The sequence below is a fragment of the Hallella multisaccharivorax DSM 17128 genome (assembly GCF_000218235.1).
GTDB classification, from domain to species: Bacteria; Bacteroidota; Bacteroidia; order Bacteroidales; family Bacteroidaceae; genus Prevotella; species Prevotella multisaccharivorax.
On sequence record NZ_GL945017.1, the window covers coordinates 1,199,203 to 1,211,954 of the forward strand.

Below are 12,752 nucleotides of genomic sequence, written 5' to 3' on the forward strand. Positions count from 1 at the left end.
TTCTATTTATTATCTCCTAACTCCTCAAGAAAGTTCTCTGCCTCATGCAGCGTGTTGAGTTTGCCCACGTCCATAAGCTTGAGGTCAGGCTTGAAATAGCCTTTGATAGGCATGCGGCGGCAGATGGCGAGATAGAAATCCATGATGGGAAACTTGTCGGGAGCGCCGACCATGTAGGTAAATAAACGTGGATAGAACAGATGAACACCGCTGAAGGCATAAAGCCTCAAGCCTGCTATTTGCAACGGCTCATCCGTGGCTATGAGTGGATAATGCTCTTTCTCCAAGGCGGCTTTGACATCCTCCCACGGTGATCGCACTTCGCCCGTCTCGATATTGACCCATCCTACGAGCATCATGTTGCCGTTGAAGACGAGGTATCGCTTGGTCTTGCGCCAGCTCACCAACAGTTGCGCGCCGGCCATCTGATGAGGGATGCCGCATTCAGCGCACATAACTTTTGGGTCGAGCGTATAGAAACGGTGCAGGTCGACGTTGCTCAGGATGTCGACGTTGTGGATGAGGATGGGTATGTTGGAGTGGAAAAGGTGCGCGGCTTTGCGCAGGCCGCCGCCGGTGTCAAGCAGTCGGTCGGTCTCATTGCTGACTTGAATGTCAAGCCCGAAGTTGTCGTTGGCTTTCAGAAAGTCGATAATCTGCTCTGGGAAATGATGTACATTGACAACGAGATGATCAAAACCTGCATCCTGGAGCTTGTTGATGACCCTTTCTATAAGCGGCTTGCCTCCTACCGGCACCATGGCCTTGGGCATGGTATCAGTAAGAGGCTTGAGGCGGGTGCCAAGACCTGCGGCGAAAATCATTGCTTGTTTCATTGTGATGCACAATGTGTTTTATTTCTTCCTTGCCGGCAAGATCTGTTGGATGTTTTGCTCTCGGTGCGTCACTCTCACCTCGATGCTGAACTTCTCGTGGATGTGCTCGGCCAGATGCTGTGCACTGTAGACGGAGCGATGCTGCCCTCCTGTGCATCCGAAGCTGAACATCAGATGAGTGAAGCCGCGCTGGATGTAGCGGGCCACATGCTTGTCGGCGAGGGCATAAACGTGCTCGAGAAACTCCAAGATCTCTCCGTCGTCTTCAAGAAAGCGGATGACGGGCTCGTCGAGACCGGTGAGTTTCTTGTACGGCTCATATCGCCCGGGGTTGTGGGTGGAACGGCAGTCGAAGACGTAGCCACCACCGTTGCCCGTGTTGTCTTCTGGAATTCCTTTCTTAAAAGAGAAGCTGTAGACATCCACCACCAATGGCCCTTTGCCGTCATACTTGGAGAAAGTGGGCAGCCCGTCCTGTGGATGTTGCGGGTAGATGTTGCTCTCAGAGGTTTTGAAACCGTCTTTACGCGGTTGTACCTCCGGCTTCTTGTGGGCAAATTGTGGGAGCTGGGTCAGTCTGGTCAGTACGTCGCGCAGATAGGGGTAGGGCAGTACTTCTTCACGTAAGGCAAGCAGATCACGCAAGTTGTCCATGGCGGGGGGAATGCTGTCAATAAAGTGTTGCTTGTGCTCGAAATAGCCACGGAAGCCGTAAGCACCTAAGACTTGCATCGTGCGGAAGAGTACAAAGAGCGTGAGTCGCTCGGCAAAATGGCGTACGCTGGGCACTTCGGTGTACTGCTTGAGTGCTTCATAGTACTCGGCAATCAGGTTACGGCGCAGCTTAAAAGGGTATTTGGCTGAGGCTTGCCATAAGAACGAGGCCAAATCATAATAATAGGGTCCTTTCCTCCCGCCTTGAAAGTCAATGAAATAGGGATTGCCGTCTTTGTCAAGCATGACGTTCCGAGCTTGGAAGTCGCGGTAGAGGAAGCTTTCTGCGGGCTCTGAGGTCAGATCTTTCGCCATACGACGGAAGTTCGCCTCAAGGTGTACCTCGTTGAAATCGAGCTCTGTAGGCTTGAGAAAACAGTATTTGAAATAATTGAGATCGAACAGCACACCTTCCTCATTGAACTCTGGTTGGGGATAGCATGCATTCCAATCCATGCCTCTTGCTCCCCGAATCTGTAGGTTGGGCAGGGCGCGGATGGTCTTCTTCAGCAGTTCTTGCTCGGCCAGATTGTAGCGCCCTTCGGCCTCGCGCCCACCGCGGATAGCGTCGAAAAGCGAGGTGAAGCCCAGGTCTGTCTGCAAATACCGCATCTCGTTATCGCTCACGGCAAGCACTTCCGGTACTGGGAGCTTCTGCTCCACAAACTGTCGATCGATGGTGATGAAAGCGTGATCCTCCTCGCGGCTTGTGCCAATCACGCCTATGACGGTGCTCCCGTCAGCTCCCGTCAGACGGAAGTACTGGCGGTTGCTGCCGGCTCCCGCCAACCGCTCAATGCTGGTGGGCTCATGACCTGACCATTGTTTGTAAAGCTCAGTGAGTTGTTGCATCCTGTTCGTGTTCTTGCCTCAGTTCATCGAAGAATTTCTTAGTCTTACGGCGGTATTCATAATTGGCGATCAGGGCATCGGTGACAAAGAGCAGCATCATAATACCCAACGACATCCAAAACGAATGTGTCAGGAAGATGAGTCCTGCGCATATGAGCAGAAAGAGTGCTATCTTCTGCCAGTTGAGGTGCAATTTCATTTTCATGTGGCAAAGATAAGCATTTTTGAAGTTTTAAGAGGAGAAGTTGCTGAGTTTTTTAGCCGATAGTTGGTCATTTCCTTTTATTACCTGTTCAGCGTGATAGGAGGAACGTACTAAGGGAGCACTCTCCACGAAGGCAAATCCTTTACTGCGCGCGATGCTTCGCAGTTCTTCAAACTCCTGTGGTGTGATGTATGCTTTTACAGGCAGATGCCTTGCCGTGGGTTGCAGATACTGGCCCAGTGTAAGGATGCTACAGCCTGTGGCAAGAATGTCGTCCATGGCTTCTAACACTTCCTTGCGGGTCTCACCCAGTCCCAACATCATGCCGGTCTTGCACTTTATTCCAGCTTTAGCTATAATGCGCAGCACGTCGAGGCTGCCGTCATAGGTGGCCACCGAGCGCACGGAGGGCGTAAGTCTTCGCACGGTTTCCATGTTGTGGCCCACCACATCGGGCTTTGTGTCAAGTATCTGCTCTATGAGATCCATGTGGCCGCGGAAGTCGGGAATGAGCAGCTCCAACCCTGTTTCGGGATTGAGGCGGCGGCACTCTCTCACGGTCTCAGCCCAGTGGCGTGCACCGTAGTCGGGTAGATCGTCACGGTCTACGGAGGTGATGACGGCGTAGCGCAAGTACATCTTCTGAATAGATTGGGCTACTTTTAATGGTTCTTCCTTATCAAGGGGCAGGGGATGTCCCGACTTTGTGTTGCAGAAGCGGCAGCAACGCGTGCACACGTCACCCCCAATCATGAAGGTTGCCGTTCCGTTGCGCCAACACTCGTTACGGTTAGGGCACAGTCCGCTTTCGCAGATGGTGTGGAGGCGATGCTCGTGAATGATTGCCTGCGTGTCGCCAAAATGCCGGTTAGTGAGCATACTGGTGCGCAGCCATTCGGGTTTAGCCACATGCGGCTCACGTCCGAAGAGTAGGCGCACGAGTTGGGCGTTGTCCAAGCCGCGTATGAGCGTGCTCACATCCGTGGCGGCCAGCGTTTTTTCCACGGCCTCACGGCTGAACTCCACCTCATGCAGGGCCTCGCAGAGCGGCTCCAGACTGCTTAGAGGGAAGAAGTCGCCGCCGAAACGGATGTCCTCAATCTTGAAGTTTCGAATGCTTACATACGCTTCCACGACACCTACATCGGGGAAACGGTGCTTGCATGCCAGTGTGTAGGGTGGGTTCTTGCCACGGATGAAAGCCTCCGACAGCCAATTCTTTTCCAACTCTGAGATATGGGCCATGTCTGTGACTGTGAGCCTGCGGCAGGCGTTGCCGCACACCTCACGCCGAGCCACTTCTGCCACCTCGTCTATCGGCAGCGGGGTATAGCCTTTCACATTGGTGACTTTTGCGCCGAGGGAGGGTACACCTTTCGAGGTGAATTTCTTCTTATCGGTGGTGATGCAGTGTTGTAGAATATTGAGGTCGCCGTTATATAATAAGGTGTTGTGCATGACGTTTCTTACCGGCGAGGTATAGAAGGCGGCACCAGCTACTTTCTTTCCGTCCACGAGGATGTCGTTGCGTCCGGTTGTCTCTGCTGGGATGCCGGCGGCCCGAAGTGCCGATGCGGTGAGTCCTATACATTTCTTGAAAGTCTCTTCTACATTCTGCCGGTTCACGACATACGAGAACTGCAAGCAGCCCATGTCGGCATAAACGCATCCGCCGCCGCTCTTGCGCCTGAAGATGCCCACGCTGTGCTCGCGGCAGTAGACCTCATTTATCTCGTTCTCGATGAGCTGATTACGCCCCACCATCAGACAAGGCTGCACGCTCCAGATGAAGAAATATTCGTCGTCATCGAAATGAGTGGTGACATATTCCTCTACGGCAAAGTAGAAAGCCGGTGTCTTTCTGCTTGGCTCTATATCGGGGATCAATAGGTATTTCATAGTTTTCGGTTATTGATTACAGAAAACAAAGTTATAAAAAACGGATGGAAACGCCAAGCAAAGGCATGCAAAAAAGAGGTGCGGGCCTTTCTTCGACCTGCACCTCTTTCAATTTATGTGGTTCAATCTTAATTGCTGATTACATCATGCCGGGCTGTGGAGCGGCCATGGGAGCCTTCTCCTCGGGTTTGTCCACAATGAGGCATTCAGTGGTGAGGAACATGCCAGCGATGGAAGCTGCATTCTCCAGAGCCACACGCTCCACTTTGGCAGGATCGATGACGCCGGCTTTGCGCAGGTCTTCATACTTATCCTCGCGGGCGTTGTAGCCGAAGTCTCCCTTGCCCTGACGCACTTTGTCGACAACCACGGCACCCTCACCGCCGGCATTCATGACGATCTGGCGCAGAGGCTCCTCGATGGCGCGGCAGACGATGTTAATACCCGTCTGCTCATCGGCATTGTCGCCCTTCAGGCCTTCAAGAGCCTCTTGAGCACGGATGTAAGTTGTGCCTCCACCGACGACAACACCCTCCTCCGTTGCTGCACGCGTAGCGCAGAGAGCGTCGTCCACACGGTCTTTCTTTTCTTTCATCTCCACCTCGGAGTTGGCGCCGACATAGAGTACGGCTACGCCGCCTGCGAGCTTGGCTAAACGTTCCTGAAGTTTCTCCTTGTCGTAGCTACTCTTGGTGTTGGCAATCTCGTTCTTGATTTGGTTGACGCGATCGTTGATATTCTCCTTGGTACCTTTGCCACCGACAATCGTTGTGTTGTCCTTGGTCACAGTTACCTTTTTGGCAGAACCAAGCATCTCTAAGGTAGCCTGTTCAAGCTTCAGACCCTTTTCTTCGCTGATGACGACGCCACCGGTCAGTACGGCGATATCCTCGAGCATAGCTTTACGGCGATCGCCGAAGCCGGGAGCTTTCACGGCGCAAATCTTCAAGCTGCCACGCAGACGGTTGACCACAAGCGTGGTGAGTGCTTCAGAATCGACATCCTCAGCGATAACGAGCAAAGGACGGCCGCTCTCTGCAGCAGGCTGCAGGATAGGCAGGAACTCCTTGAGATTACTGATCTTCTTGTCGTAGATGAGGATGTAAGGATCGTCCATTACACACTCCATCTTGTCGGTGTCAGTCACGAAGTAGCCGGAGAGATAGCCGCGGTCGAACTGCATGCCTTCAGTCACGCCGATGGATGTGTCGCGCGTCTTGCTGTCTTCTACGGTGATGACGCCGTCCTTTGACACCTTGCGCATGGCATCCGCCAGGAGCTTACCGATCTCGGGATCGTTGTTGGCTGATACGGTAGCCACCTGTTCGATCTTGTCGTAGTTATCGCCCACGATTTCCGCATTGGCCTTGATATACTCTACGACCTTTGCTACAGCCTTGTCGATACCACGCTTCAGATCCATGGGGTTGGCACCTGCAGTGACATTTTTCAAGCCCTCGTTGACGATGGCCTGTGTCAGGATGGTAGCCGTTGTCGTACCGTCACCGGCATCATCACCAGTCTTTGAAGCCACGCTCTTGACGAGCTGTGCGCCTGTGTTCTCGAAGCGGTCCTCGAGTTCTACCTCTTTAGCAACCGTTACGCCGTCCTTTGTGATCTGTGGAGTACCGAACTTTTTTTCAATCACCACGTTACGGCCCTTAGGACCAAGTGTCACCTTCACGGCATTGGCCAACTGGTCTACACCGTCTTTCAGAAGCTTACGGGCTTCTGTATCATATTTGATAATCTTTGCCATTGTTGTATGTTGTATAGTGTATATAATGTATACGTTATACCGATTTATACGGAATTGTTATCTTTGATCTCTTGAACTTCCTTTTTTTCTCGCGGCGTGGATTAATCCTCCACGACAGCCAACACGTCGCTCTGGCGCATCATGAGAAATTTCTCTCCCTCGCATTCCAGCTCTGTGCCACTGTATTTGCCATAGAGTACGTTGTCATTCTCCTTGAGCACCATGGGGTCGTCCTTGGTGCCACCCCCTACAGCCACGACCTTGCCGCGCTGTGGTTTCTCCTTTGCTGTGTCAGGAATGATGATTCCACCTACTTTTTCCTCAGCTGGTGCGGGAAGTACCAGCACTCTGTCTGCTAATGGTTTAATCTTCATAGTCATTTTATTTTAAGCAATAAATATATCGTTGATTTTATTCGTTCATGCCCTTTCCTGCGAAAACTGTGCCAAACCGTCATGACGCGAAATAGGTGACAGAAGTGTCAGTCGGTGGTATGACAATTTTGCAGCGCCCTCCCTCTCTTGCATTCACGTCGTAGTCGCATCGCCTCTACACTGTAATGGCATCGCCTCTACACTGTAATGGCATCACCTCTACGCCGTAATGGCATCGCCTTTACACTGTAGACGCATCAAGGGTCCATAGGATGTGGTTTGCCTTGAATTAAGGTACAGAGCCACACAAAAACCTAAAAAAGGAATGGATATATTTCGCAGTCTGAATAAAAATGTGTAATTTTGCAATCAAATTGTAAGAAAACTATACAGACTGATGAAGAAAACCATTTTGGCCGCTATGGTCGTGATGCTGACTCTTAGTGCAGGGGCAGCTGAAAAAAAAGACAGTGTCAATCCCAATAAACCGGTCTTTACCGTAGTCAAGGCAAACCCCATTACAAGCATTAAGAACCAGAACCGTTCAGGCACGTGTTGGGATTACTCCACGCTCTCATTCTTTGAGGCCGAGATTTTGAAGAACACCGGCAAGACTTTCGACCTTGCCGAGGCCTTCGTAGCCAACAAGACCTATCTTGACCGTGCCACTCAGGTGGTCCGCCTGCATGGTGACTGCCAGTTCGCCGAAGGCGGCAGCTGCTACGATCCTTTGTATTGCATCCAGCATTACGGCATTGTCCCAGAGACTGCCATGGCGAAGACCGGAAGTCAGTATGGTGACTCGCTGTTCAACTTCAACGAGTTCTTCAAGGTGATGACTCCCTATGTGGAGGCGGTAGCTAAGAGCGATGTCAAGAAGTTGTCGCCCGCGTGGAAGAATGGCCTGCAAGGCATTCTCGACTCATATCTCGGCAAGTGCCCCACACAGTTCACTTATCAGGGTAAGAGCTATACTCCGAGGAGCTTTGCCGCCAGCATCGGCCTTGACAGCGCCGCATGTAACAACTATGTGAGCTTTACCAGCTATACCCATCATCCTTTCTGGACGGCTTTTGCCGTGGAGGTGCAGGACAACTGGCGCAATCCGCTCTCATGGAATGTGCCCATCAACGATTTGGGCAAGATCATCGACAATGCCATCATGAACGGTTACACTGTTGCGTGGGGCGGTGATGTGTCTGAAGATGGCTTCACTCGCTCGGGATTGGCTTATATGTATGACGCTAAAAAGATTGCCAATTTGGAAGGCTCTGATATGGCTCGCTGGCTCAAGCTCACGTCTTCGAAGAAAAAGAATGTCATCGACTCGCTTGGAGTGAACGTCCCCGAGGAAGTGCCCACGCAGAAAATGCGTCAGGAGCGTTTCGACAACTGGGAGCTTACCGACGACCACGGCATGCTCATCTACGGCATTGCCAAGGATCAGAACGGCAAGGAGTACTACATGGTGAAGAACTCCTGGGGTGAGACCGGTGACTACAAGGGTATTTGGTACATGACTAAGAACTTTATCATTGCCAACACCATGGACTTCATGGTCAACAAGAATGCCGTGCCCAAGGACATCCGTAAGAAGTGTGGCTTTTAGTCGTGTACACGGAGACATAGTCTCCCACCACAATAAAAGAAATACAAAAGCTCGCCTTTATGGCGGGCTTTTCCTTTTTTTTATGCTTTTTGTACTTATAATACTTCCATTTGTGTCTAATTCTTTGTATCTTTGTTGCAGAAATAAAAAAGACATAAAATGCATTTCAAATGGAAGTATGACCCACCCACACCTGAGGAAGTACACCAGGCTCAGGAGTTGAGTGAGAAGCTCGGCATGAGCACCATCCTCACGGGCCTGCTCATCCGTCGCGGCATCACTACAGAGAGCGCGGCCAAGCGTTTCTTCCGTCCGCAGTTGTCTGACCTCATCAATCCGTTTCTGATGAAAGACATGGACGTGGCCGTGGATAGGCTCAACGATGCCATGGGGAGAAAAGAGCGTGTGCTTGTCTATGGCGACTACGACGTGGACGGCTGCACGGCCGTGGCGCTGGTGTATAAGTTTTTGCAACAGTTCTATTCAAATATTGACTATTACATTCCTGACCGCTACGACGAGGGCTATGGCGTAAGCAAGAAAGGCATCGACTATGCCCATGACACCGGCGTCAAGCTCATCATCATTCTCGACTGTGGCATCAAAGCCAACGACATGATTGCCTATGCCAAGAGCCTTGGCATCGACTTCATCATCTGCGATCATCATATGCCCGATGACACACTGCCTGAGGCCGTGGCCATCCTCAACCCCAAACGGCCTGACGACAGTTACCCCTTCAAGCACCTCTGCGGTTGCGGTGTGGGTTTCAAATTCATGCAGGCTTTCTCCAAGAACAACGGCATCCCTTTCTCACGGCTCATCCCTCTGCTCGACTTCTGTGCTGTGAGCATCGCAGCAGATCTTGTGCCCGTTATCGACGAGAACCGTATTCTGGCCTATCACGGCCTGAAACAACTCAACCAGAACCCGTCGGTTGGACTGAAGGCCATCATCGACATCTGTGGTCTCAGTGGCCGCGAGATCTCCATGAGCGACATCATCTTCAAGATCGGTCCCCGCATCAACGCGTCGGGAAGAATGGAGAATGGTAAGGAAAGCGTGGATCTTTTGGTGGAGAAGGACTTCAATACTGCCGTGAGCGAGGCGCGTCACATAGACGAATACAACGAGCAGCGCAAGGATATTGACAAGCAGATGACAGAGGAGGCTAACCAGATAGTGTCGCGTATTGATGCACAGCGCCATAACACCTCTATTGTTCTTTACGATGAGCATTGGAAGAAAGGTGTCATTGGCATTGTGGCCTCACGTATCACGGAACTCTATTTTCGCCCCACAGTGGTATTGACGCGCGACGGAAATTTGGCCACAGGGTCGGCCCGCTCGGTGATGGGCTTCGACATCTATTCTGCCATCAAGAGCTGTCGCGACCTGTTGCTCAACTTTGGCGGACACACCTACGCAGCGGGCCTGACACTCAGGTGGAACGATGTGCCCGAATTTCGCCGGCGCTTTCAGCATTATGTCGATGAGCATATCCACCCTGAACAGACAGAGGCCATGCTGCGTATCGATATTGTACTTGACTTCAAGGACATCACCAAGCGGCTTTACAATGACCTCAAGCGCTTTGCACCCTTTGGCCCGGGCAACGAAAAGCCGATGTTTTGTACCAAAGGGGTCTACGACTATGGCACAAGTAAGGTCGTGGGTCGGTCGCAGGAGCATATCAAGTTGGAGCTTGTCGACTCAAAATCGGGAACCGTCGTCAACGGCATCGCCTTCGGGCAGAGCGCCTCAGCGAGGTATATCAAGTCGAAGCGTTCGTTTGACATCGCTTATACTCTCGAGGCCAACGTGTTTAAGCGCAATCAGGTGCAGTTGCAGATTGAAGATATTCGACCAACCAAGGAGGTGGGCGATTAACTGAAAAACAACGATGGAGCGATGGAATCAGGAAAGCAAGATATCTATCGTGAGATTCTCAAGGAATACTGGGGCTACGACGATTTCCGTGGCGTTCAGCGGGAAATCATCGAGAGCATTGGAGCAGACAACGACACCCTCGGCCTGATGCCCACGGGTGGTGGCAAGAGCATCACCTTTCAGGTGCCTGCACTCTGCAAGGAGGGTACATGTATTGTCATCACTCCGCTCATCGCCTTGATGAAGGATCAGGTGCAGCATCTTAGGGCGAAAGGCATCAAGGCAGCTGCCATCTTCTCAGGTATGAAACGGAGCGAGATCGTAAAAACACTGGAGAATTGTATCTTCGGTGGTGTCAAACTGCTCTATGTCTCACCAGAGCGTCTCTCTTCCGACATTTTTCAAGTGAAGCTCCGTCATATGCCGGTGAGCTTCATCACCGTGGATGAGGCCCATTGCATCTCTCAGTGGGGCTATGATTTCCGTCCGGCTTATTTGGAGATTGGCAAGCTTCGGAAGCTGAAACCAGATGCTCCGGTGCTGGCACTCACCGCCACCGCCACACCACAAGTAATTGACGACATTCAGGATCGGCTCGGCTTTAGGAAGAAGAATGTCTTCCGCATGAGTTTTGAACGTAAGAATCTCTTTTATGTCGTGCGTCGCGCAGAGGATAAGCCTTCGGAACTGGTTCATATTCTGCGGCGTGTCGAAGGCTCGGCCATTGTTTACGTCAGGAGTCGCCGGCATTGCAAGGACATCGCAGAGTTTTTGGGAGGAGCTGGCATCAGCGCGACTTTCTATCATGCCGGATTAGAGCATGCGACACGCGATGAGCGGCAACACCAGTGGCAAAGTGACGAGAAACGTGTCATGGTTGCAACCAATGCCTTTGGTATGGGCATCGACAAGCCTGATGTGCGGACGGTCATACATTTTGACTGTCCTGACTCTATCGAGGCTTATTTTCAGGAGGCAGGCAGGGCAGGGCGCGACGGTAAGCGGGCCTATGCCGTGTTGCTGTGGAATGAAGGAGATGAGAGAAAACTGAATCGGCGCATTGAAGAAAATTATCCGCCCAAGGACTATATAAATAATGTGTATGCACACCTCGCCTATTTTTATGGAGTGGGTGTAGGAAGTGGCATGGGGCATGTTTTCACTTTTGATATAGGAAAGTTTAGTTTCACTTATCATCTATTTCCCGTTCAAGTAGACGCCTCGCTCCATCTGTTGGAGAATGCCGGCTATCTGCACTATGAGACGGATCCTGACTCGGCGGCTCGCGTGCATATCCTCTTGAGGCGCAATGACCTTTATCAGCTTGACACACTCTCGGCACATGAGGATGCTGTGATAACGGCTCTCTTGCGGTGTTATGGGGGGTTGTTCACTGACTATCAGTATATTGACGGCGCACTCATCGCCATGCAGGCGCAGCTCACCCGTGACCAGTGTTATCAAGTGCTTAAAGGACTGAGCAAGCGCAATATCATCAGTTTCATACCCCAGCGTAAGATGCCTTACATCTCTTATCTTCGCGACCGTGAGGAAGAGGTGTTCCTTCCGGAGACGGTCTATGAGAATCGGAAAGAGCAGTACACTAAGCGAATAGAGGCTATCATTGCCTATGCTGAGAATGACAATATTTGCCGAAGCCAGCAGTTGTTGCGCTATTTTGGAGAAACTGACGTAGCTCCTTGCAGTCATTGCGATGTATGTCTCTCTGAAAAGCGGAGGCCGGTGACCATGAGTGATACTACTGTGAAGAAGATACTTGCTCTGCTTGCCGACAAGCTACCGCACGAATTGGCGGAGGTGACAGCGCTGGATGCGCCCAGTGAGGAGATTGACAGTGCCTTGCGTTTTCTGGTGAGCGAAGAGAAGGTGACAGTGGATGGAGATAAAATAAGGATATAGGGGAAGGGCCCGTTTCATTCTATTATAAAAGGCCCGCCTCACGGCGAGCCCTCTACGTAATATACAAAAACATTATGATGGATTGTGCGCTAAGCCTTTGGAACAGCTTTAAAATCCCAATGTGGGGAGCCAGGCATCAATGCGCTCCTCAGTCTTGTTATCCTCGTTGACATCGTCGAGGGCAAGGCCGATGAAGTGGCCGTTAACCACGGAGTCGCTGTCGTCGTAGGTGTAACCGTCGGTAGAGACATTGTCGCCAACCATTGTGGCTCCCGCTGCCTTGGCAGCATCATACAGCTCTTTCATGCCGCCACAGAAAGTGTCGCTATACGACTCGCTGTCGCCACAGCCGAAAATGGCGACCTTCTTTCCGCTGAGTCCAACGGATTTCAATACTTTCACACCGTCATACCAGTCGTCTTGCATCTCGCCAGCGCCCCATGTAGAAGTACCGAGAACGAGGTTATCGGCATTCTTGACATCCGTGTCAGTGAGAGATGACACTTCGATAACATTTGCGCCCAGTTTTTGGCCGAGGGTCTTGGCGATGGCTTCGCAGGTACCGGTCGATGATCCGTAAACTACAATTGTCTTGCTCATAGTGATGTTGTTTTTTTATTTGATTTTATTATTCTGATGGCAAAATTACTTTATTTCTATTATTGCCACAATACCTAAAAATGATGATTCTGAT

The 12,752-nt window shown here is 51.4% G+C and carries 10 protein-coding genes; 3 read left to right on the forward strand and 7 right to left on the reverse strand.

Annotated elements, in window-relative coordinates; all coding sequences use genetic code 11:
- Positions 1 to 2 precede the first annotated feature (2 nt).
- The 6 genes from PREMU_RS05205 to PREMU_RS05230 all read right to left on the reverse strand — a co-directional run bounded on the left by PREMU_RS05205 (position 3) and on the right by PREMU_RS05230 (position 6,639).
- Positions 3 to 836 (reverse strand): sugar phosphate nucleotidyltransferase, encoded by an 834-nt coding sequence (locus tag PREMU_RS05205; protein WP_040558013.1) that lies wholly within the window; start codon positions 834 to 836, stop codon positions 3 to 5.
- 18 nt (positions 837 to 854) lie between these two features.
- Positions 855 to 2,402 carry a RapZ C-terminal domain-containing protein gene (locus PREMU_RS05210; protein WP_007573665.1) on the reverse strand — a complete coding sequence of 516 codons (1,548 nt, stop codon included), beginning with the start codon at positions 2,400 to 2,402 and terminating at the stop codon, positions 855 to 857.
- The gene (locus PREMU_RS05215) at positions 2,386 to 2,607 is read right to left on the reverse strand and encodes a hypothetical protein (RefSeq protein WP_007573666.1); all 222 of its coding nucleotides are present in this window, start codon (positions 2,605 to 2,607) and stop codon (positions 2,386 to 2,388) included. Before PREMU_RS05215 ends, PREMU_RS05210 begins: the two co-directional genes overlap by 17 nt.
- 27 nt (positions 2,608 to 2,634) lie before the next feature.
- Complete coding sequence (gene lipA, locus PREMU_RS14470) at positions 2,635 to 4,506, reverse strand: bifunctional lipoate--protein ligase/lipoyl synthase (protein WP_007573667.1); 1,872 nt, start codon at positions 4,504 to 4,506, stop codon at positions 2,635 to 2,637.
- A gap of 139 nt (positions 4,507 to 4,645) precedes the next feature.
- Positions 4,646 to 6,265, reverse strand: coding sequence for a chaperonin GroEL (groL, locus tag PREMU_RS05225; RefSeq protein WP_007573668.1), 1,620 nt, complete (start codon positions 6,263 to 6,265; stop codon positions 4,646 to 4,648).
- 101 nt (positions 6,266 to 6,366) lie between these two features.
- Positions 6,367 to 6,639, reverse strand: coding sequence for a co-chaperone GroES (locus tag PREMU_RS05230; RefSeq protein ID WP_007573669.1), 273 nt, complete (start codon positions 6,637 to 6,639; stop codon positions 6,367 to 6,369).
- 397 nt (positions 6,640 to 7,036) lie between these two features.
- On the opposite strand from PREMU_RS05230, the gene PREMU_RS05235 reads away from it, so the two are divergent.
- The 3 genes from PREMU_RS05235 to PREMU_RS05245 all read left to right on the forward strand — a co-directional run bounded on the left by PREMU_RS05235 (position 7,037) and on the right by PREMU_RS05245 (position 12,058).
- Positions 7,037 to 8,248: a C1 family peptidase gene (locus PREMU_RS05235; protein ID WP_007573670.1), complete on the forward strand. Its 1,212-nt coding sequence runs from the start codon at positions 7,037 to 7,039 to the stop codon at positions 8,246 to 8,248.
- A gap of 159 nt (positions 8,249 to 8,407) precedes the next feature.
- A complete protein-coding gene (recJ, locus tag PREMU_RS05240; protein WP_007573671.1) occupies positions 8,408 to 10,138 on the forward strand; it encodes a single-stranded-DNA-specific exonuclease RecJ in 1,731 nt (576 codons plus the stop codon).
- 21 nt (positions 10,139 to 10,159) lie between these two features.
- Entirely contained in the window at positions 10,160 to 12,058 is a 1,899-nt protein-coding gene (locus PREMU_RS05245) for a RecQ family ATP-dependent DNA helicase (RefSeq protein ID WP_007573672.1), read from the forward strand.
- A gap of 108 nt (positions 12,059 to 12,166) precedes the next feature.
- Here PREMU_RS05245 and fldA read toward each other — a convergent pair whose 3' ends face one another.
- Positions 12,167 to 12,658 (reverse strand): flavodoxin FldA, encoded by a 492-nt coding sequence (fldA, locus tag PREMU_RS05250; RefSeq protein WP_007573673.1) that lies wholly within the window; start codon positions 12,656 to 12,658, stop codon positions 12,167 to 12,169.
- Positions 12,659 to 12,752: the final 94 nt, after the last annotated feature.

Coding starts and splice junctions, on each gene's coding strand:
- PREMU_RS05205 (WP_040558013.1), bottom strand. CDS start 836: ATGAAACAAGCAATGATTTTCGCCGCAGGTCTTGGCACCCGCCTCAAG.
- PREMU_RS05210 (WP_007573665.1), bottom strand. CDS start 2,402: ATGCAACAACTCACTGAGCTTTACAAACAATGGTCAGGTCATGAGCCC.
- PREMU_RS05215 (WP_007573666.1), bottom strand. CDS start 2,607: ATGAAAATGAAATTGCACCTCAACTGGCAGAAGATAGCACTCTTTCTG.
- lipA (WP_007573667.1), bottom strand. CDS start 4,506: ATGAAATACCTATTGATCCCCGATATAGAGCCAAGCAGAAAGACACCG.
- groL (WP_007573668.1), bottom strand. CDS start 6,265: ATGGCAAAGATTATCAAATATGATACAGAAGCCCGTAAGCTTCTGAAA.
- PREMU_RS05230 (WP_007573669.1), bottom strand. CDS start 6,639: ATGAAGATTAAACCATTAGCAGACAGAGTGCTGGTACTTCCCGCACCA.
- PREMU_RS05235 (WP_007573670.1), top strand. CDS start 7,037: ATGAAGAAAACCATTTTGGCCGCTATGGTCGTGATGCTGACTCTTAGT.
- recJ (WP_007573671.1), top strand. CDS start 8,408: ATGCATTTCAAATGGAAGTATGACCCACCCACACCTGAGGAAGTACAC.
- PREMU_RS05245 (WP_007573672.1), top strand. CDS start 10,160: ATGGAATCAGGAAAGCAAGATATCTATCGTGAGATTCTCAAGGAATAC.
- fldA (WP_007573673.1), bottom strand. CDS start 12,658: ATGAGCAAGACAATTGTAGTTTACGGATCATCGACCGGTACCTGCGAA.